This is a genomic window from Serinicoccus sp. JS2-9 (assembly GCF_059025165.1).
Genome location: NZ_CM180091.1, coordinates 1,907,360 through 1,926,405, shown reverse-complemented (window position 1 = coordinate 1,926,405; position 19,046 = coordinate 1,907,360). Strand labels below are relative to the sequence as shown.

18 protein-coding genes are annotated in these 19,046 nt (G+C 73.6%); 6 read left to right on the top strand and 12 right to left on the bottom strand.

The genetic code is table 11. The annotated features are described in order from the left end of the window. Positions 1-23: 23 nt before the first annotated feature. Positions 24-524 carry a hypothetical protein gene (locus tag AC5PYY_RS09485; RefSeq protein WP_493896574.1) on the top strand — a complete coding sequence of 167 codons (501 nt, stop codon included), beginning with the start codon at positions 24-26 and terminating at the stop codon, positions 522-524. Positions 525-528: 4 nt separating this feature from the next. Continuing rightward, on the top strand, positions 529-1,056 hold the full coding sequence (locus AC5PYY_RS09480; protein ID WP_493896573.1) for a DUF2505 domain-containing protein: 528 nt from the start codon (positions 529-531) through the stop codon (positions 1,054-1,056). Between the two features lie 22 nt (positions 1,057-1,078). Here AC5PYY_RS09480 and pruA read toward each other — a convergent pair whose 3' ends face one another. The 4 genes from pruA to AC5PYY_RS09460 form a co-directional block, all read right to left on the bottom strand. Further along, positions 1,079-2,707 (bottom strand): L-glutamate gamma-semialdehyde dehydrogenase, encoded by a 1,629-nt coding sequence (gene pruA, locus AC5PYY_RS09475; protein WP_493896572.1) that lies wholly within the window; start codon positions 2,705-2,707, stop codon positions 1,079-1,081. 56 nt (positions 2,708-2,763) lie between these two features. Continuing rightward, complete coding sequence (locus AC5PYY_RS09470; RefSeq protein ID WP_493896571.1) at positions 2,764-3,294, bottom strand: DUF6912 family protein; 531 nt, start codon at positions 3,292-3,294, stop codon at positions 2,764-2,766. Positions 3,295-3,400: 106 nt separating this feature from the next. Then, positions 3,401-4,921: a CpaE/TadZ family protein gene (locus AC5PYY_RS09465; RefSeq protein ID WP_493896570.1), complete on the bottom strand. Its 1,521-nt coding sequence runs from the start codon at positions 4,919-4,921 to the stop codon at positions 3,401-3,403. Next, on the bottom strand, positions 4,918-5,613 hold the full coding sequence (locus AC5PYY_RS09460; RefSeq protein WP_493896569.1) for a hypothetical protein: 696 nt from the start codon (positions 5,611-5,613) through the stop codon (positions 4,918-4,920). The genes AC5PYY_RS09465 and AC5PYY_RS09460 overlap by 4 nt, the downstream gene beginning before the upstream one ends. Before the next feature lie 145 nt (positions 5,614-5,758). Here AC5PYY_RS09460 and AC5PYY_RS09455 point away from each other — a divergent pair, with 145 nt between their 5' ends. After that, positions 5,759-5,980 carry a helix-turn-helix domain-containing protein gene (locus tag AC5PYY_RS09455; RefSeq protein ID WP_493896568.1) on the top strand — a complete coding sequence of 74 codons (222 nt, stop codon included), beginning with the start codon at positions 5,759-5,761 and terminating at the stop codon, positions 5,978-5,980. Positions 5,981-6,029: 49 nt separating this feature from the next. Here AC5PYY_RS09455 and AC5PYY_RS09450 read toward each other — a convergent pair whose 3' ends face one another. After that, entirely contained in the window at positions 6,030-6,578 is a 549-nt protein-coding gene (locus tag AC5PYY_RS09450) for a hypothetical protein (RefSeq protein WP_493896567.1), read from the bottom strand. Between the two features lie 141 nt (positions 6,579-6,719). On the opposite strand from AC5PYY_RS09450, the gene AC5PYY_RS09445 reads away from it, so the two are divergent. Continuing rightward, complete coding sequence (locus tag AC5PYY_RS09445) at positions 6,720-7,499, top strand: LysM peptidoglycan-binding domain-containing protein (RefSeq protein WP_493896566.1); 780 nt, start codon at positions 6,720-6,722, stop codon at positions 7,497-7,499. Continuing rightward, the gene (locus AC5PYY_RS09440) at positions 7,496-8,035 is read left to right on the top strand and encodes an Rv3235 family protein (RefSeq protein ID WP_493896565.1); all 540 of its coding nucleotides are present in this window, start codon (positions 7,496-7,498) and stop codon (positions 8,033-8,035) included. The genes AC5PYY_RS09445 and AC5PYY_RS09440 overlap by 4 nt, the downstream gene beginning before the upstream one ends. A gap of 46 nt (positions 8,036-8,081) precedes the next feature. On the opposite strand, the gene secA is transcribed toward AC5PYY_RS09440, so the two are convergent. Further along, on the bottom strand, positions 8,082-10,802 hold the full coding sequence (gene secA / locus AC5PYY_RS09435; RefSeq protein WP_493896564.1) for a preprotein translocase subunit SecA: 2,721 nt from the start codon (positions 10,800-10,802) through the stop codon (positions 8,082-8,084). An 18-nt stretch (positions 10,803-10,820) separates the two neighbouring features. Between secA and AC5PYY_RS09430 the strand changes: the two genes are divergently transcribed. Next, a complete protein-coding gene (locus tag AC5PYY_RS09430; RefSeq protein ID WP_493896563.1) occupies positions 10,821-12,002 on the top strand; it encodes a GNAT family N-acetyltransferase in 1,182 nt (393 codons plus the stop codon). A gap of 19 nt (positions 12,003-12,021) precedes the next feature. Here AC5PYY_RS09430 and AC5PYY_RS09425 read toward each other — a convergent pair whose 3' ends face one another. The 6 genes from AC5PYY_RS09425 to mtrA form a co-directional block, all read right to left on the bottom strand. Then, positions 12,022-13,239: a winged helix-turn-helix domain-containing protein gene (locus AC5PYY_RS09425; RefSeq protein WP_493896562.1), complete on the bottom strand. Its 1,218-nt coding sequence runs from the start codon at positions 13,237-13,239 to the stop codon at positions 12,022-12,024. A gap of 72 nt (positions 13,240-13,311) precedes the next feature. Continuing rightward, positions 13,312-14,007 (bottom strand): ribosome hibernation-promoting factor, HPF/YfiA family, encoded by a 696-nt coding sequence (gene hpf, locus AC5PYY_RS09420; protein WP_493896561.1) that lies wholly within the window; start codon positions 14,005-14,007, stop codon positions 13,312-13,314. A gap of 110 nt (positions 14,008-14,117) precedes the next feature. Then, the gene (locus tag AC5PYY_RS09415) at positions 14,118-14,861 is read right to left on the bottom strand and encodes a ComF family protein (protein WP_493896560.1); all 744 of its coding nucleotides are present in this window, start codon (positions 14,859-14,861) and stop codon (positions 14,118-14,120) included. A gap of 51 nt (positions 14,862-14,912) precedes the next feature. Then, positions 14,913-16,706: an LpqB family beta-propeller domain-containing protein gene (locus tag AC5PYY_RS09410; protein WP_493896559.1), complete on the bottom strand. Its 1,794-nt coding sequence runs from the start codon at positions 16,704-16,706 to the stop codon at positions 14,913-14,915. After that, the gene (gene mtrB, locus AC5PYY_RS09405; RefSeq protein ID WP_493896558.1) at positions 16,703-18,397 is read right to left on the bottom strand and encodes an MtrAB system histidine kinase MtrB; all 1,695 of its coding nucleotides are present in this window, start codon (positions 18,395-18,397) and stop codon (positions 16,703-16,705) included. Before mtrB ends, AC5PYY_RS09410 begins: the two co-directional genes overlap by 4 nt. Then, the gene (gene mtrA / locus AC5PYY_RS09400; RefSeq protein ID WP_493896557.1) at positions 18,366-19,043 is read right to left on the bottom strand and encodes an MtrAB system response regulator MtrA; all 678 of its coding nucleotides are present in this window, start codon (positions 19,041-19,043) and stop codon (positions 18,366-18,368) included. Before mtrA ends, mtrB begins: the two co-directional genes overlap by 32 nt. Positions 19,044-19,046: the final 3 nt, after the last annotated feature.

Genomic DNA, 19,046 nt, shown 5'->3' with positions numbered 1-19,046 from the left:
CTCGTCCGGCCTAGAGTGGGGCCATGACCCGGCCGCCGCGGCACGTCGACGCCCTGCCCGCGCAGGGTGCGCCGGCCGCGACAGCACGGCTGCTGCAGGCTGTCGACGAGGTCGCGGGCCTCACCCCAGACCTCGGCTGGGGCGAGGCCACCACGGTCGTCGAGGCCCTCCTGGACCAGCTCGCCCACCGCCTCGCCGACGCGGCGTCGGGCCAGGAGCAGCCGACCGAGCTCCCCCTCGTCGTCGGCGCGATCGGCGGTGCCGATCACACCCCGGACCACGCCTCCTGCCGCGCCGTCGCCGCCCGGCTCCGCGCGACGGCGCCGCTGCTCACGGCACGGCATACCGAGTGGGAACGCCAGGCGGGCGAGACGATGGTGCAGCTCGGCGACCTCCTCGACCAGGTCGCCGACCGGACCCGGCGGGATCGGATCAGGGCCAGCGACAAGGGGGTCGTGCTGCGGCGCCTGCACGCGATGCAGCGCGCCCTGCGGGCGAGGCAGGTGCCGGGGGCCGTACCGTGATCCCATGAGGATCACCGAGACGGTCTCGCACCCCGCCGACCCGCAGCGCACCTTCGAGATGCTGACCGATGCCGGCTACCAGGAGCTGCGCTGCCAGCGCTCCGGGGCACTGGACCAGACCATCACGGTGGACCGGGGTCAGGACGGCAGCACCACCGTCACCACCCAACGCCACCTGCCCAGCGACGGCGTCCCCGACATCGCCCGCGCCGTCGTCGGGCCGCAGCTACTCGTCGTCGAGACGGTCCGCTGGGGATCCCCCGACGCCGACGGTGAGCGCGAGGGCGCGATGAGCCTGGAGCTCCCCGGCCTGCCGGTCACCTTCACCGGCGGCGTGCACCTGCGTCGCGGCGCCACCGACCCCCAAGGCGTCACCGACCACGTCGTGGACGGCGACCTGGAGGCGTCCATCCCCTTCCTCGGCCGCCGGATCGAGGAGCTCGTCGCGGTCCAGATCAGCGAGATCGTGCGCCTCGAGGAGCAGGTGGGCACCGAGTGGCTGCAGGAGCAGCGCCCCGGCCCCGGTCACTGAGCCGGAGCCGGGCACGCCCCGATCAGCCCATGTGCGGGTAGCGGTAGTCGGTCGGCGGGACGAAGGTCTCCTTGATGACCCGGGTGTTGACCCAGCGCTGCAGGTTCGCCGCCGACCCGGCCTTGTCGTTGGTGCCGGAGGCCCTGGCCCCGCCGAAGGGCTGCTGGCCCACGACGGCCCCGGTGGGCTTGTCGTTGATGTAGAAGTTGCCGGCGGCGAAGCGCAGCCGGCTGACCGCCTCGCCCACCGCTGCCCGGTCCTGGGCGATGACGGCGCCGGTGAGCGCGTACGGCGTCGCCGACTCCATCTGGTCGAGCATCGCGTCCCACTGGTCGTCGGGATAGACGTGGACGGCGAGGATAGGACCGAAGTACTCGGTCGTCATCATCTCGTGGGTCGGGTCGTCCACGACCGCGATCGTCGGCCGCACGAAGTAGCCCACGGAGTCGTCGTAGGAACCTCCCGCGATGACCTCTATGCCGTCGTCGGCGTGCGCCCGGTCGATCACGTCCTTGTGCTTGGCGAACGCCTTGTCGTCGATGACGGCGCCCATGAAGACCGACAGGTCCCGCACGTCGCCCATCGGGATGCCCTCGGTGGTCTGCACCAGGTCGTCGCGCAGCCGGGACCACACGGAGGCCGGGACGTAGGCGCGGGAGGCGGCCGAGCACTTCTGGCCCTGGAACTCGAAGGCACCGCGGACCATGGCGGTGCGCAGCACGTCGACGTCGGCGCTCGGGTGCGCCACGATGAAGTCCTTGCCGCCGGTCTCACCCACGATCCGCGGGTAGGAGCGGTAGGTCGACAGGTTGCTCCCGATCTGGTGCCAGAAGGAGTTGAAGACGGCCGTCGAGCCGGTGAAGTGGACGCCGGCCAGATCCGGGTGAGCCAGCGTGACCTCGGAGATCGCCGGCCCGGTGCCGGTCACCATGTTGACCACGCCGTCCGGGAGCCCGGCCTCGCCCAGCAGCTCCATGATGAGGCTCGCGGCGCGTTGCTGGGTGGTCGCGGGCTTCCACACCACGGTACCGCCCATGAGCGCCGGAGCGGTGGGCAGGTTGCCGGCGATGGCGGTGAAGTTGAACGGCGTGACGGCGTAGACGAAGCCTTCGAGCGGCCGCTGGTCGATCCGGTTCCAGGAGCCCCGCGGGTTGCGCAACGGCTGCTCGGTGAGCAGCTGCCGGCCGAAGTGCACGTTGAAGCGCCAGAAGTCGGCGAGCTCGCAGGCCGCCTCGATCTCCGCCTGGAGTGGCGTCTTGCTCTGACCGAGCATGGTCGCGGCGTTCATCCGCGCCCGCCACGGGCCGGTCAGCAGGTCGGCCGCCTTGAGGAAGATCGAGGCCCGCTCGTCGAAGGGCATCGCGCGCCACGCGGCCCCGGCGGCGAGCGCGGCGTCGACGGCGGCGGCCGCGTCCTTCGTGGTGCCGTCGCGCAACGTGCCCAGCACCTCGGCGTGCGCATGCGGCTGCACGACGTCGATGGCCTTGCCGTCGCCGATGACCTCCTGGCCGCCGATGACGTGAGGGAGGTCGACCGGCGTCGCGGCGATCTCGGCGAGCGCAGCCTCCAGGGCGCCGCGCTCCGGGCTGCCGGGCGCGTAGTCCAGCACCGGCTCGTTGAGGGGGGTGGGTACGTCGACGATGGCGTCCATGTCAGCTCGCTTCCGTGTCGCGGGGCGTCGGTCAGGGGTGGGTCCGGGGCTCGGGGTCAGGCCTCATGCTCGTGATCGTCCGGATCGTCGGATGCTCCGGTCTCGCGGCGGTCGTGCCGGTCGTGGCCGCGACCGTCGTCGCGCGCCGGGACCGCCTCCACGAGGTCGATGACGTGCGCCAGCTCCGTGGTGTCGAACCACGACAGCTCGAGCTCCTCCCCCGCAGCCGGCAGCGCCGTGGGGTCGCCGGTGACGACGTCGTCGCCGACGTGGAGCGCGGCGACCCGGGGCAGGTCCACCCCCGCGACGTCGACCCAGGCGCCGGACCGGGTGGCCACGTCGGCGCCGTCGAGATCCACGGCGGCCACGATCACCGGCGACCCCCCGTCGCGCAACCGTCCGGCGGCCTCCTGGGCCGCGGCATACTCCCCCTCCTCCTGGTCCGCCCCCGGATCCAGCGACCGCAGCTCCTCGGTCACCGCCGTCGCTGGCAGCGGGCCGGGGAGCCGGCGGTCGTCGCGGAGCAGCGCCAGCTGCCCGGGGGCCAGCGGCAGGTAGCAGCGCACCGTCGTCACCAGGACCTCCATGTCGACTCGTCCGCTCCGGGCATACCGGTCATGGTCGCAGACCCGGGCGCCGAGGGCCGGGCGGGGTGGCGCGGGACTGCTCGGGCGGCAGGGTGGGCGGGCAGGGTCAGCGTCGGGCACGCTCTCGCCAGCGCACCCGGCGGGCCCGGCGAGAGGTCCGGGAGCCCCCGTCACCACCGAGCTCCTCGGCCAGGTCGACCAGCGCGCTGCGCGCCGCACTGCCGGGGCGGACCTCGGACAGCAGCCGACCATGCAGGATCGCGGCGTCCAGACCGTCCCGGTCGTCCGGGACGACGTGGACGCGGCGGATCCCCGCGAACCGGTCGAGCGTCTCGCGGATCCGGCGCTTCGGCTCCGGGCCCACCGGGCCGGGGCGGACCCGGGTCACGACGACCTCGCGGCGCGCGGCCGTGAGCTCGGGCAGCCGGTCCAGCGCCCGGACCAGCCGCTGCAACCCGACGGGGTCGCCGGCCCCGACCACGAGCACGACGTCTGCCGCGTCGAGCGCGGTGAGCGTCGCGCCGTTGCGGCGCGGTGCCGCGGTGTCGAAGGACAGCTCCTCGTCCTGCTCCACCAGGGGTGCGACGTCGACGACGACCCAGCGTGCTGTGCGGCGGCAGCGGTCGAGGACGTCGGCGAGCGAGGCGTCCCGCAGCTCCGGCCACCGGTCCGGCCGGGGCAGCCCGGTGAGGACCCGGAGCCCGGGGCGCAGCTCCGGGGCGAGGCGCTGCACCGCCTCGTCGTCCAGGGCGTCCTGGTCCGCGGCCCGCGCGGCCGCCGCGATCCCGGGGGCCTCGTCCAGCACGGCGAGCGACTGTGCCACGGACGCGCCGTAGGTGTCGGCGTCGACGAGGATCGTGGGCTGCAGCGGCGTCGCCAGCTCGGCCGCCAGGTTCACCGCCACCGTCGTGCGCCCCGGGCTGCCGTAGGGACCCCACACCACCACGACCGTGGCCTCCGCGACGCCTGGCGGACGCTGCGGGTCCTCCGGGACTCCGTCGCCGACGCCGCCGTCGCCGACAGAGTCCCCGTCGGGGAGGTCGGCGCTCTCGGAGGTGTCGGTGTCGTCCCCACCGTCGGCGTCCCTGCGGAGGGCGCCGGACTCCGCATCGGCCCGCGTCCCGACGACCGCCATGAGCGGTCGCCGGCCCGGTGACCCGCCGGGCAGCACGTCGGACGGCGGGGCCGACGAGTCCCTCTCGTCTCCCTCGTGGCCGCCGCGCCCGGGGACGTCGTCGTGGCGGACGTGACCGCCGTCCGCGTCCTGGTCGAGCGACAGCCCGGCGACAGCCTGGTCCAGGTCCGCCGGCGTGGCGTCGGTGTCCAGGACGGTCCGCACGCCCCAGCGGCGCAACGCCCGCGCCCGGTCCGGGTCGCCGTCCGCGGCGGGGTGCAGGGCCAGCACGCTGGCCCCTGCCTCACGCACGGCATCGACGACGTCGCGCTCCAGCCCGCGCAGATCCGAGGACACGAGGACCAGGTCGGCAAGCCCGGCCCGGACCACCCCGACCAGCTCGGCGACGTCGGCGCAGCGCCGCACCAGGTGGGCTTGGGTCGAGCCCGCCACCAGGGTGGCGGCAGCCCCCTCCCACCGCGGTGCCACGGCGGTGGCGAGCGAGCGGGTCACCGACCGGACCCCTCCGCGGACCGGGGCGCCGGCACCAGGGTGATGCGCGCGCCCTGGTCCACCGCTGCGATGACCTCGCCCACCCGGTCGGCCGGCACGACGACGGCCACCGAGGCGCGGCCCAGGGAGGTGCCCAGGGCGCCTCCCTGCTCCGGCACGTCGTCGACGACCGCTCCCGCGAGCAGGAGCTCCGGGTCGAGGTAGGCCTCGCCGACCGCGTCGTCGTCGCGCTGGCTGACCCACAGGTCGACCACCGAGCCGCTGGACAACCCGCCCAGCGCCGACGCGTCGACCGGCACGGTCACCGTCTTGTCCAACGCCTGGCGCTCGGTGCCGAGGGCCGAGGCGGGCACGAGCTCTCCGGCCCTGATCGTCCGGACGAGGTAGGTGTCCTCGCTGAGCGGTTGCGACGCGTCGACGTAGTGCGTGAGCGACTCGCCCATCCGGGTGGGCACGGTGACCACCACGACGTCCGCCTCCTCGACCGGCTGGCCGGGCAGCAGGTCGTGGGCCGCCGCGTAGACCGGTGTGGAGTCGTCCAGGCCCGCGACGAGCCGAGCCCCGCCCGCCACCGACAGGAGCACGAGCAGCACCCCGATCACGAGGCGCAGGTCCCGCCAGCCGGGTCGCTCCAGTCGGCGCACCGCGCGGCGGGGCTCCTCACCCGGCGCAGCCGACGTCGTGTCACCCATGTGGTCCCCTCCCGGATCGTTCTTTCCCACGGCACGGTATCCCTCGCGGGCACGTCTGCGCGCATCCTGTCCACAACCTGCTCATCGCGGCCCCCGTGATTCCGTACCATCGTGGTCACCACGTGGGCGAAGAAAGGATGTGCCCGTGAGCGGACCACGCTTCCTGACGCTGACCGACGTCGCGGAGACGCTCAACGTCTCGCTGTCCCAGGTCAAGGCCCTGGTGCGGTCCGGCGAGCTGGCCGGGGTCAAGCTGGGCGGCCGCGGCGTGTGGCGGGTCGAGAACTCCGAGCTCGAGGCCTACATCCAGCGGATGTACGCCCAGACCCGCGAATCCATCCAGCAGGGCAGCAGCGACCTGACGTAGGTCGTCGCCGCGGCATCGTCTCCCCTACCCGCGCACAGCCCTCTTCTCGTCACAGGCGACGGATCACCGCGAGTGCGTGATAGGGCACGGACACCACCCCGCGCACCGCGCCGGCGCGGCGCGGCTCGTCATCGGCGTGGCGCGTCAGGTCGAGGTGATCGGCAAGGACCCGGTCGACGGTGCCACTGAGGTGGTCACCGTCGTCGAGGTGCACCCGCACCCTGGCGCGGTCCCGGCTCACGCCACGCAGCGCATGCCGCAGGTCGAGACGTCGCGGCCGACGGTCGGCACGGACCGTGAGCCCGTCCACCGCGAGGACGGCCGTCAGCACAAGCAGCACCTCACGTCCGGTCACCACCTCGGCGCCGCCCTCGAGCAGGACCCAGTTCTGACCCACGTCCCCGACAGCGCCCTCCAGCCAGCCCGTCCCGCGGACGCGCACTCGCACGACCCCTCCCGCGGCTGCCGCGAGGCGGTCGGCGAGCTCCACCTGCCCGCGTTCGGCCCGGGTGTGCTCGGCGATCTCGGTGGCCTGTTCGGCCCGCTCCCACGCCTCCTGCTGGGCCGCCAGGTCGTCAAACAGCTGCTGCCATCGCATCCCGCCATCGTGCCAGGAGCGCAGGGGCCGGTGCGCAGTTCCACAGCCGCTTGACGACGTCGTCGCGACCGACGTAACGTCTCCATCATCGCGTCAAACGAACGCAAACAGACGTAAACAGACACATAGGTGGGGAGATCGATGACCGTGGGGATCGTCCGTAGAGGTGGACCGGGCCGGTGGCGGCGCTGGCGACCCGCAGGGCTCGGCGCCGCCGGGACGCTGTTCCTGGGCGCGACGACGCTCGGCCTGGCCCGTGCCACGGTGCAGGCCTGGCCCGGACTGGGCCGGGTCGCTCCCGACGAGGCCCTCCTGGCCGCCCTGCTGCCGCCCGCGACGCTGCTCGCGGCGTGGGCGACGGCCGTGCTGGCGGCCGCCACCCTCGAGGTCGCGCCGCGGGCGCGGGCTCGTGCCCGGGTCACGACCCGCCCGGTGCGCCTCGTCAGTGCTGCACTCATCGCCCTGGCGGGCGCCGGCGTGCCGATGGCCGCGACGGCCGCGCCATCCCCCGCGGCATCTCCCGCGGTCTCCGCACCGCTGGAGCCCCAGCTCGCACCCGCCGACGACCACACCTCCGCCGGGGCGACGCCGGACGAGGGGCACGAGGGCATACCCACCCCGGGGTGGACCCCCACCCGTGGCGCATCGGCGACCGTGCCCGCGAGCCCGGGCGCGGTCGACCTGGTGAGCAGCGGTGGCAGTGACGGATCGGCCAGCTCCGAGCCCGTGGTCGTGCACCGCGGCGACACCTTGTGGGAGATCGCCGCGCGGCACCTCGGCCCGGGGGCCACGGATGTCGACATCGCGCAGGAGTGGCCCCGGTGGTATGCCGCCAACCGCGACCTCATCGGGACGGATCCCGATCTCATCCGCCCCGGTCAGGAGCTCGTCGTGCCACGGCTCGCCGAGGGCGAGCGATGAGCGTCGACGGTCGTGGCGGCCCCGCGCCCAGGGTCCTGCGACTCTCCCCGGCCCGACCGACCGACCCCGTCGCCGTGGGACCTGACTGGCAGGACCGACCCGGAGACGCCGACGCCTCGGACAGCGACTACGTCCAGGGGTCGCTGGCCGTCGACTTCAGGCGCGAGGCCTACGACAGCTACTTCGGCCCACAGGCTACGACGACCGCCGACCTCCCGGAGGCGCAGGCCTGGGCGCGCCGGATGATCCTGGCCATGCTGGAGGCCTGCGACGGCAGCCGCCCCGCGGAGCAGCTCGGTCGCTGGTTGGCGCCCGAGGTCCACGAGCGGGTGGCGCGACGGGGACAGCTGGCCCGGCGACGGGGCGGCCGCCGGCACCCGCCGCCGCTGGTGCGGGCGCTGCTGGTGTGTCATCCGGACGACGGGGTCTGCGAGATCTCCGCCGTCGTGCGCGCCCAGGGGCGGATCCGGGCCCTCGCGCTGCGGATGAGCGGGGTCGACGGCCGCTGGCTCGTCACGGCCCTCGACCTGGGCTGAACCTCGCTCGGTCCGGAGCGCCACCCTCCGGTCCGGAGGGGCGCCCTCAGGCGCGGGAGCGGCGCGCCTTGCGGCGCTCTGCCCGGTTGCCCCCCGACGCGGCCGCCGGAGCCGCACCCGAGGCCCCCTCGGGGTGGCTGCCGTCGGCGCGGACCCGGCGGGCCTGCGCCTCGCCCCCCTCGCCGGGGGCGACGAAGGTGAGCTGCTGCTTCGGGGTCTGCTCCGCCGGCTGCTCGGCCGGCGTGACCTCGGCGTGGAAGAGGTAGCGGACCGACTCCTCCTTGATCGACTCCATCACCGCCTGGAAGAGCTGGTAGCCCTCGCGCTGGTACTCCACGAGCGGCTCCCGCTGGGCCATCGCGCGCAGGCCGATGCCCTCCTTGAGGTAGTCCATCTCGTAGAGGTGCTCGCGCCACTTGCGGTCGAGGACCTGCAGCACGATGCGCCGCTCCACGTCGCGCATGGTCTGCTCGCCGAGCTCGGCCTCACGCTCGTCGTAGGCGTGCTGCGCGTCACTGGTGAGCTGCTCGACCAGCATCTGGGTCGTCACGGCGGCCCGGTTGCCGGCCTGCTGCACGACCTCCTCGATGGCCACGCCGACGGGGTAGACCGTGCGCAGGTCCAGCCACAGCGCCTCCAGGTCGATGCCGTCGGCCAGACCGGCACCCCCCGCGCTGAGGACGTACTCGGCGACCACGTCGTTGATGAAGTGGCGCACCTGCTCCTGCAGGTCCTCCCCCTCCAGCACGCGGCGCCGCTCGGCGTAGATCACCTCACGCTGGCGGTTCATGACGTCGTCGTACTTCAGGACGTTCTTCCGGGTCTCGAAGTGCTGGGCCTCCACCTGCGACTGGGCGCTGGCGATGGACCGGGAGACCATCTTGGACTCGATCGGCACGTCGTCCTTCATCCCCGAGGTGGCCATGACCCGGTCCACCATGGGGGCGTTGAACATCCGCATGAGGTCGTCCTGCAGGGACAGGTAGAAGCGCGACTCGCCCGGGTCGCCCTGGCGCCCGGCACGTCCGCGCAGCTGGTTGTCGATCCGGCGCGACTCGTGCCGCTCGGTGCCCAGGACGTAGAGCCCGCCGATCTCGGTGACCTCGTCGTGCTCGGCCTGGACCGAGGACTCGGCCTCCGCCAGCGTGCCGTCCCAGGCCGCTTCATACTCCTCCGGGGTCTCGTGCGGGTCGAGGCCCCGGGCGTGCATCGTCGCCACCGCCCGGAACTCGGGGTTGCCGCCGAGCATGATGTCGGTGCCTCGCCCGGCCATGTTGGTCGAGACGGTCACGGCGCCCTTGCGCCCCGCCTCGGCGATGATCGCGGCCTCCCGCTCGTGGTGCTTGGCGTTGAGCACCTCGTGCGGGATCCCGCGCCGACGCAGCTGCTCGGAGAGGTACTCGGACTTGGCGACCGAGGTGGTGCCGACGAGGACGGGCTGGCCCACCTCGTGACGACCCACGATGTCATCGACGACGGCGTCGAACTTGGCCTCCTCGGTGCGGTAGACCAGGTCGGCCATGTCCTGCCGGATCATCGGCCGGTTCGTGGGGATCGAGAGCACGCCGACCTTGTAGATCTGGTGCAGCTCGGCCGCCTCGGTCTGGGCGGTCCCCGTCATGCCGGCCAGCTTGTCGTACATGCGGAAGTAGTTCTGCAGGGTCACGGTGGCCAGGGTCTGGTTCTCGTTCTTGATGTCGACCCCCTCCTTGGCCTCGATCGCCTGGTGCATGCCCTCGTTGTAGCGGCGTCCGGGCAGCATGCGTCCGGTGTGCTCGTCGACGATGTTGACCTGCCCGTCGATGACGACGTAGTCCTTGTCGCGGGTGAAGAGCTCCTTGGCCTTGATCGCGTTGTTGAGGTAGCCGATGAGCGGGGTGTTGGCGGACTCGTAGAGGTTGTCGATGCCGAGGTAGTCCTCGACCTTCTCGATCCCGCGCTCGAGCACGCCGACGGTCTTCTTCTTCTCGTCGACCTCGTAGTCGCCCTTCGGCTCGATCCCGCGCAGCGGGTCGCCGGCCTCACCGCGCTCCAGCCGGCGCACGACCTTGGAGAACTCGGTGTACCACTTGGTCGCCTGGTCCGCGGGGCCGGAGATGATGAGCGGCGTGCGGGCCTCGTCGATGAGGATGGAGTCGACCTCGTCGACGATCGCGAAGGAGTGGTCGCGCTGGACGAGGTCCTTGAGGTTGCTCGCCATGTTGTCGCGCAGGTAGTCGAAGCCGAACTCGTTGTTGGTGCCGTAGGTGATGTCCATGGCGTACTGCTCGCGCCGCTGGGCCGGCGTCATCGACGACAGGATGCAGCCGGTCTCCAGCCCGAGGGCACGGTGGACGCGCCCCATGAGCTCGGACTGGTACTGCGCCAGGTAGTCGTTGGTCGTGATGACGTGCACACCCCGGCCGGTGAGCGCGTTGAGATAGGACGGCAGCGTCGCCACCAGGGTCTTGCCCTCACCGGTGCGCATCTCGGCGACGTTGCCCTGGTGCATCGCGGCCCCGCCCATGAGCTGGACGTCGAAGTGCCGCTTGCCGATGGTGCGCTTGCTCGCCTCACGGACCGCGGCGAACGCCTCCGGCAGCAACTGGTCGAGGGTCTGGCCGTCGGCGAGCCGGGCCTTGAACTTCTCGGTCTCCTCGCGCAGCTCCGCGTCGGACAGCCCGGCGAAGTCCTCCTCCAGGGCGTTGACCTGCTTGGCGATGGTTTCCAGCCGGCGCAGGGCGGACTTCTCGCCGGCGCGCAGGACTCTCTCGAACAGATTCGGCACCCATCTAGGCTAACGGTCATGTCCACCGACGGCTCCGGGCAGGGCGGCTGCGAGAGTCCGGTCCGGACCGGTCAGGGGGTCCGGCTGGTCCCGCCGACGACCGAGCACGTCCCCATGCTCGTCCAGCTGGGCCGGGATCCGGCCTACCGCCGCTGGGGCGAGGGGACCGACACCGACACCGATGCCGCCGCCCGGGCGTGGGCCGTCGTCGCCGGTCGCCGCTGGCGTGTCCCGTCCGACTCGAGCCCGCGCCAGTGGGTCGTCGAGGTACGCGACGCGGCCACGGAGGGCGCCACCTGGACCGCCGCCGGCCTCATGGAGTGCCGTCGCGACGGCCACGGCGGCGGAGAGGTGGGGTATGCCGTGCACCCCGCCTTCCGCGCACGCGGCCTCGCGACCGCCGCGCTGCGGCTCGCGCTGGACCACGCCTTCGAGCTCGACGGACTGGAGCTGGTGCGGTGGCGCGCCGAGGTCGGCAACTGGGCCTCGCGGCGCACGGCGTGGCGCGTCGGCTTTCCCGCGCCGCAGACGGTGCGCGGCCTGCTGCCGGGGCGGGATGGCGCCCAGGGCCCCCGGGACGGCTGGATCTCGGCGCTCGCGCCGCAGGATCCGCGACGTCCGGCGCATCCCTGGCTGGAGGCGACCGAGCTCACGGACGGCGAGATCCGGCTCCGTCCGTGGCGTGACGACGCCCGGGACGCCGCCGCGCTGGCCAGAACCGACGAGGTGGCCCGGACCTATGTCGGACCGGTCCTGCCGTCCCAGGACCCGGAGCAGATCGCCGCCTGGGTGACGGAGCGGCGGCACGGCATGGCGATCGGACGGAGCGTGTCGTGGTGCATCGCCGACGCCCGCGACGACGCCCCGCTCGGGTTCATCTCCGTCTTCGACCTGCTCGATCCCTTCGCCCGCGGGTGCGCTGAGGTCGGCTACTGGCTGCTGCCGTGGGGCCGTGGCCGGGGTGCGGTCACGGCGGCGCTGCGGCTCGCGACGGACCACGCCTTCACGGCGCTGGGCCTCCACCGGGTGAGCGCGGCCACCGACGCGCGCAACACCGCCTCAAGGCGGGCCCTGCTGCGCGCCGGCTTCCGCCGCGTGGGGACCGAGGCGCAGTCCTGCGTCTACGAGGCGGGTGGCCCGCGCCACGACACGGTCCTCTTCGAGCTCCTCTCCGCTGCCGAGGTGCGGGGCGGCGGCTGAGGCGCCGCGGGACCGCCCCTCAGCCGCGGGTGGGCAGATCGACCCGCCCGAGGCCCAGCCACCCGGCCATCTGCTCCAGCTCGTCCAGCAGCCTCGGCCCGGCGGCGGCGACGTCGACGCCCTGCTCCCAGTGCACGGCATGCGCCCGCAGCACCCCGGCCTCGCGGGCGGCCTTGAGGTCGACCCGCCCGACGAGACGCTCGTCGAGGAGGAAGGGCAGCACGTAGTAGCCGTGGACCCTACGCTGCGCCGGCACGTAGATCTCCAGGCGGTAGTGGAAGTCCCAGAGCTGCTCGACCCGCTCGCGCTGCCACACGAGGGAGTCGAACGGGCTGAGCAGGGCCGCGCCCTCGATCCGTCGGGGCCGCCGGGCCGCGGGATCCAGGTAGACCGGGCGGTTCCAGCCCGCGACGCTCACCTGCTCGACCTCACCGGCGGCCTCCAACCGGGCCAGGGCCTCACCGACGACGGGCCCGCGGACGCGGAAGTAGTCGGCGAGGCAGCGCTGGCTCCCGATCCCGTGCGCCCGGACGGCCTGGCGCAGCAGCTCGGTCACCGACTCCAGCTCTCCCGGGGCGTCGGGCCGACCCGGGCCCCGCGCCAGCACCTTGGGCGGCAGCACCCGCTCGGGCACGGCATACAGGCGCTCGAACTGCTGCGTCCGCGCGGCCGAGGTGAGCTCCCCGGTCTCGAAGAGGCACTCCAGCGAGGTCTTGACCGCGGACCAGTTCCACCCCCAATGGTCGCGGCGGCGACCCGCACCGTGCGGCAGGTGAGCCTCGACCTCACGGGCCGTGAGCGGCCCGTGCCCGGCGACGACGTCGGCGACAGCCTCCAGCAGCCCGGGGTGCTGCTCCTCCAGGGACGCACGCCACGCGAGGGTGCGCGGTCGCGACATCCGGAACCCGAGCAGCGGCCACGTCTGGAGCGGGATGAGGGAGGCCTCGTGCGCCCACTGCTCGACCAGGACGCGCCCGGCGCGCGCCCCGCCGCGGACTCCGGCGCCGTCGCGGAGCCGGTCCAGCAGCGCCCGGTCGTAGGGACCGAGGCGGGAGAAGAAGGGCAGGTAGTGGCTGCGGGTCAGCACGTTGACGCTGTCGATCTGGATCACCCGGAGCCGCTCGACGACCGACTGCAGGGCACGGGTGCCAGGGCTCGTGGACGCCCGTCCGGGACGACCGAAACCCTGGGCGGCGAGGGCGATCCGGACGGCCTGGGCCTGCGTCAACGTGGTCACGGGCACACCCTGCCACGACGCACCGACACCCCGGCGCCTGAGCGGCGGTCCGGGGTGCCGGGGGTGGTCAGGTCAGGAGGCGGCGGGCTCGGCCGCCGGCTGCTCGCCAGCCGTGGCGCCCTCACCCTCGGTGTCGTCGAGGTCGAGGCGCAGCACGCCGTAGGACCAGCCGCGGCGGCGGTAGACGACGCTGGGCCGGTCGGCCTCGCTGTCGTGGAACAGGAAGAACTCGTGCCCGACCAGCTCCATCTGCGACAGCGCCTCGCCCACGGTCATCGGCGCCGAGGCGTGCACCTTCTCACGCACCTCGATGGGGCTGTTGCCCTGCGTCTGCAGCGCCTCGTCGACCTTCTCCTCAGGGCTCTTGGACTCCTCGGGGGCCTCGGCAGACTCCCCGGCCAACGGCTCGGTGGGCAGGCCGAAGGTGGCCTCCGCAACCGAGGGCAGGCGGTGCTTGCCGGTGTGGCTGACCCGCTTCTTGTCGCCGATGCGGCGCAGCCGCTCGGTCAGCTTGCCCATGGCGAGGTCGAGCGCGGCGTACTCGTCGTCAGCGGCGGCCTCGGCGCGCACCACGGTGCGGTGCACGTAGCAGGTGATCTCGCAGCGCTCGGCCTCCTTGGCCTGGCGCGGGTTCGCCTCGTGGGTGAGCACGACCTCGGCGCGGCGCACCTTCGGCGCGAGTTGCGGGATCTTGTCGAGCTTGTCCTCGATGTGGCGGCGGAAACGTTCGGGGACGTCCTTCTTGCGGCCGGTCACGGTCAGTTCCATCAAGTCCTCCATGGCGGGACGTGGGGTGGGTCGGGTATGGCGTCACTGGCGCCTGGTGCCGTGCGGCCTCACCCCCCGCCGGTGCTCGCGAGGTGCTCCATGGACACACACTAGTCGGCCCCCTCCGCCGGCGGTAGAGGGGTCGACCGGCGCGTCGCCCGGCGGGCCGTGGCCGCCACCGTGGCCGCGACGACGGGCCCCGCGCCGGCCGTGTGCAGCGCCCGCGCGCACTCGGCGAGGGTGGCTCCCGTGGTCACGACGTCGTCGACCACGACGCAGGGCAGGTGCCGGATCCGGCCCTCGGCGCCGGGTCGGAGGCGTACCGCGCCGGCGAGATTGGCCGCACGGGCGGCCGCGCCGAGCCCCGCCTGGTCGCGCACCGTGCGGGTGAGGTGCAGCAGGTCCACCACCGCCTCACGCCCGACGGCGTCGACCGCGAGCTCCAGGACGGGGGCCCGACCCCTCGCCCGGGTGCTGCGCCGGGCCGACGGCGCCGGCAGCACTGCCACGGGCTCCCCGGCCCCGAGGGCCGCCAGGTGCGCGGGCGAGCCGCCCAGCGCGGCCTCGACCGAGCGGAGCAGGGCCGCCGCGAGCGGCCGTCCGAGGTCCACCCTGTCCTGCTCCTTCCACGCCACGACCGCGGCGCGGACGACGCCGTCGTAGGCCGGCCCGGCCCACGTGGGTGGCATGCCCGGCGGGCAGGGCGTCGGACGCCACCTCCGGGGAGGGGTGTCGCTCAGGGTCGTGGCGCAGGCGTCGCACCAGCGGGTGCCGGAGACGCCGCACCCGCCGCATCCGCTCGGGGCGGCCAGCTCCAGCAGGGAACGCAGATCGGCGAGGGGGCGCCACGGCATACCTGAGCCTGGCACGTCCGCTCACCTGCGGACGGACGTCCACAGGCTGGCTCAGCCGCCCGGCACCACCAGGGCGTCGCCGTTGCGGGCGGGGAACCACCCGCGCTGCCCCTCGGGGTAGAAGATCCCGCCGTCCTCGGTCCGCGCGATGACCCGGGCCCCGAGCGACCGCGGCAGCGGCAGGACGTCCACCAGCCCCGGCAGCTCACCCAGGGGTTGCAGCCACTCGCCGAGGCGCAGGCTGAAGGCGCGTGGCTGGGCGTCGCCGGGCCGCTGACCGACGAGGACGATCTCGCCCATGGACGCCCACCGGGCGACGGTCACGTCGACCAGGCTCGGCGCGACGTCGGTGGGAGAGGTCAGGCCCAGTGGCTCGCCGCTGGCGTCGCGAATGATCCCGGTCAGCAGCACCCGGTGGTCGGTGTCCTCCGTCTCGCCCAGGACCACCAGCATCCGGCTGCCGTCCGGTGAGACGGACAGCGAGTGCACGCGGTCGTCGTCGCGGAGCCAGTCGGCCTCCACCGGGCGGGCGACGGAGTCCAGCTCCTCGCTGTCGACGACCCACACCCGGGGGGTCTCGCTGCTGCGGTGGACTCCGGCGAGCCAGAAGGCCCCCTGCGCGTCCACCGCCGGCGCTGTCAGGCCGTCGCCGATGCCCTCGTTGGTGTGGGTCTCACCGCCGCGCCACCGGCGCAGCGCCGACCCGTCGAGGTTGACCGCAGCGACGTCGCCGAGGTCGTCGGACACGGCCAGCCCGGTCCACGAGAGCCCCACCTCGGGGAGATCCAGGCCCTCGGACTCCTCCGCCGCGAGGTTGCTCAGCCGGAACTGCGTCGGGTCGACCAGGATCAGCTCCTCCCCCACCCGCAGCAGGGCCCGGTCGACGTCGCGCTGCAGCTCGCTGTAGGGCAGCTCGGTGGTCGCGGTCACCGGGCCCTCGGCATCGGGCAGCGGCAGCGGCTGGCCCGCGATCTCCACCTGGACGCCGCTCACGGCGGGGAGGGTGAGCAGGGAGTGGGCGAGCTGGCTCTGCAGGTCCTCGGCCACCGACTCCTCCTGGGCGATGGTCGCCCCCCGGAGGTTGACCGTCGCGACGCGCGCGTCGTCCACAGGCACCGAGGGGCTGGCGAGGCGCAGCCCGTCCGTCACCGCGGTGCGGACCGCACCCTCGAGGTGCTCGGGAAGCGGCGCCAGCTGGGCCCGGGCGAGCGCCGTCGGCAGACCGACGCCGTCCGCCAGCCAGCGCACCTCGGGCACGAAATAGCCGCGCTGCGGGTTGAGGTAGGACACGGTGCTCGGCTGGAAGGCGCGCTCAAGCTCGGTGCGCGAGAGCCACAGGCCGAAGCCCTCCGGGAACTCGCTGATCCGCCACTCGCCGCCGACCATGCTGAGCCGGAAGGTCTCGGTCCTCGTCCGGGCGGCCTGCTCGGTCAGGCGTCCCTCGGCATCGATGCGCCCGACGACCTCGACCTCCACCGTCGCCTCGTCGACAGCGGTCGCCTGCACCTGGGGAGACCCCTCGAAGACGAGGACACTGGCGGTCGGCACCCACCGGCTGGCGAGGTCGGAGGTGAGGAAGGTGCGGGCGACGTCGTTCTCCCCATCGGTGCCGACGTTCTCCCCGTCGAAGCCGACGTTGGCCCGCAGGAAGCCCTCGACGATCTCGTCGACCTCGGCGTCCTCCCGTGCGGGGACGAGGAAGCGGTCGACGTCCTGCTCGGTCTGCACCGACACGGGCAGGCCGGCGCGGGGGGTCTGGGTCGTGGGGAGCTCGCCGGAGCACCCCGTGACCACCAGCAGCGCGCCCGCGGCGGCGGCAGTCGTGCGTCGGAGACGGATCGTCATGCGGGGTCCTCCCTGGTGGCGAGCGCGAGCACGACGGGCGGGACGGCGCGGTCCCGGCCGGTCCGCGCCTCCCCATCGCCCGAGGGCGCGTCGGCCGGTGCGCCCGGGCTGGGCACCGGCCCGGGCTGCTCGGCGATGACGTGGGTGTGCGACCGCGGGAGCACGAGCCGGAAGCAGGCCCCCTGCCCGGGCTTGCTCCCGACCTGGAGCCAGCCGCCGTGGACGCGGGCGTCCTCCAGCGCGATGGCCAGGCCCAGCCCGGTCCCTCCCGTCGTCCGGGTCCGCGCCGGATCGGCCCGCCAGAAGCGGTCGAAGACCTGACGCTGCTGGTCCTCGGTCAGCCCGATGCCGTGGTCGCGGACGGAGACGGACGCGACCTCCGCCGAGGCCGCGACCGTCACCTCGACCGGCCGACCCTCGCCGTGCTCCAGGGCATTGGTGAGCAGGTTGCGCAGCACGCGTGAGATGCGGCGCCCGTCCATGCAGACCTCGACCCGCTGCGGGGGGGCCGTGACGACGACGCTCGAGCCCAGGCGGGCCGCCAGCGCCTCGACCCCGTCCACGGCGGCCCGGACGAGGGGGACGATGTCCTCCTCGTGCCGCTCGACCGTCGCGGCCCCGGAGTCGAACCGGCTGATCTCCAGCAGCTCGGCGAGCAGGTCCTCGAAGCGGTTGAGCTCCTGGTCCAGGAGCTCGGCGGAGCGGGCCACCGGCGCGCTGAAGTCCTCCCGGGAGGCGTGGAGCACATCGCCCGCCATCCGCATCGTGGTGAGCGGCGTGCGCAGCTCGTGCGAGACGTCGGAGACGAAGCGCTGCTGCAGCTGGGAGAGCGAGCGCAGCTCGCGGATCTGGTGCTGGATGGAGTCGGCCATCGTGTTGAAGGACGTCGCCAGCTGCGCGATCTCGTCCGTGCCGACGACGGGGAGCCGCTCGTCGAGGTGTCCCAGCGCCAGCTCGTGCGAGGCCTGCGCCACCGTCTCCACGGGCTGGGTCACCATCCGGGTCGCGAGGAACGCGAGCCCGGCCACGAGGCCGACCAGCCCCAGGCCGCCGAGGAGGAAGAGCTGGCGGACCAGGTCGAGCGTCTCCTGCTCGCGGATGAGCGGATAGACGAGGACGAGGTCGTAGGCCCCGGCCCGCAGCAGGGAGACCCGGGAGCCGACCACGACCGAGGTCTGCGGCTCCTGCCCCTCTCCCAGGCCCACCGGGACGACCATGACCTGCTGGTTCTCCGGGTCGGCGTCGATCGCCTCCGTGACCGACCGAGGGATGTCCCCCGCGTCGAGCCCTGGTGTGGCCATCGACTCCACGATGGCGTCACCCTCGTTGAGCAGGGCCGGGGTGAGCAGCACCCACCGGCCGTCGTCCTGATCCGGGCCGGCCGTCGTCACGGTCTGCTCGTAGGCCAGCTCCCGCAGCCCGCTGTCGTCGCGCCGGTCGGTGGAGTCGAAGGCCTGCTGGGCCCGGGCGACCTGCTGCGAGGCGTCCCGCTCGGCCGAGTCGACGGCCTGCTCGACGAGCCCGGCGGCCACCTGCTGGTAGATCGCGCTGCCGAGCAGCAGGGCCAGCAGGGTGCCCAGGAGGACGGTCGAGGTGATGACGCGGACGCGCAGCGACCCGCGCCACCACCGCAGCAGGCGCGACCCCTGGCCGTCAGCCTCAGGGATGGCCGGCCTTGTATCCCACGCCACGCACGGTCACCACGATCTGGGGGTTCTCCGGGTCCTTCTCGATCTTGCTCCGGAGCCGCTGGACGTGGACGTTGACCAGCCGCGTGTCGCCGGCGTGCCGGTAGCCCCACACCTGCTCCAGCAGCGACTCACGGTCGAAGACCTGGGTCGGCTTGCTGGCGAGCGCCACGAGCAGGTCGAACTCCAGCGGGGTGAGCGGGATCTGCTCGCCCTCCCGGGTCACCTCGTGACCGGCGACGTCGATGAGGACGTCGCCGACCTGCAGCCGCGCGTCGTCCCCGGAGTCGGTGCGGCGCAGCCGGGCCCGGATGCGGGCGAGGAGCTCCTGCGGCTTGAACGGCTTGACGACGTAGTCGTCGGCACCGGCCTCGAGCCCGGCGACGACGTCCTTGGTGTCGGTGCGGGCGGTGAGCATCACCACCGGCACGCCGGACTCCGCCCGCAGCTCACGGCATACCTCGATGCCGTCCTTGGACGGAAGCATGACGTCGAGCAGCACCAGGTCGGGTCGGAACTCGCGGAACATCGGCATCGCGCGGCCCCCGTCACCGCAGGTGGCGACCTCGTAGCCCTCCTTGCGCAGCACGATGCCCAGCATCTCGGCCAGGGCCTGATCGTCGTCGACGACGAGTACGCGCGCGGTCACGGG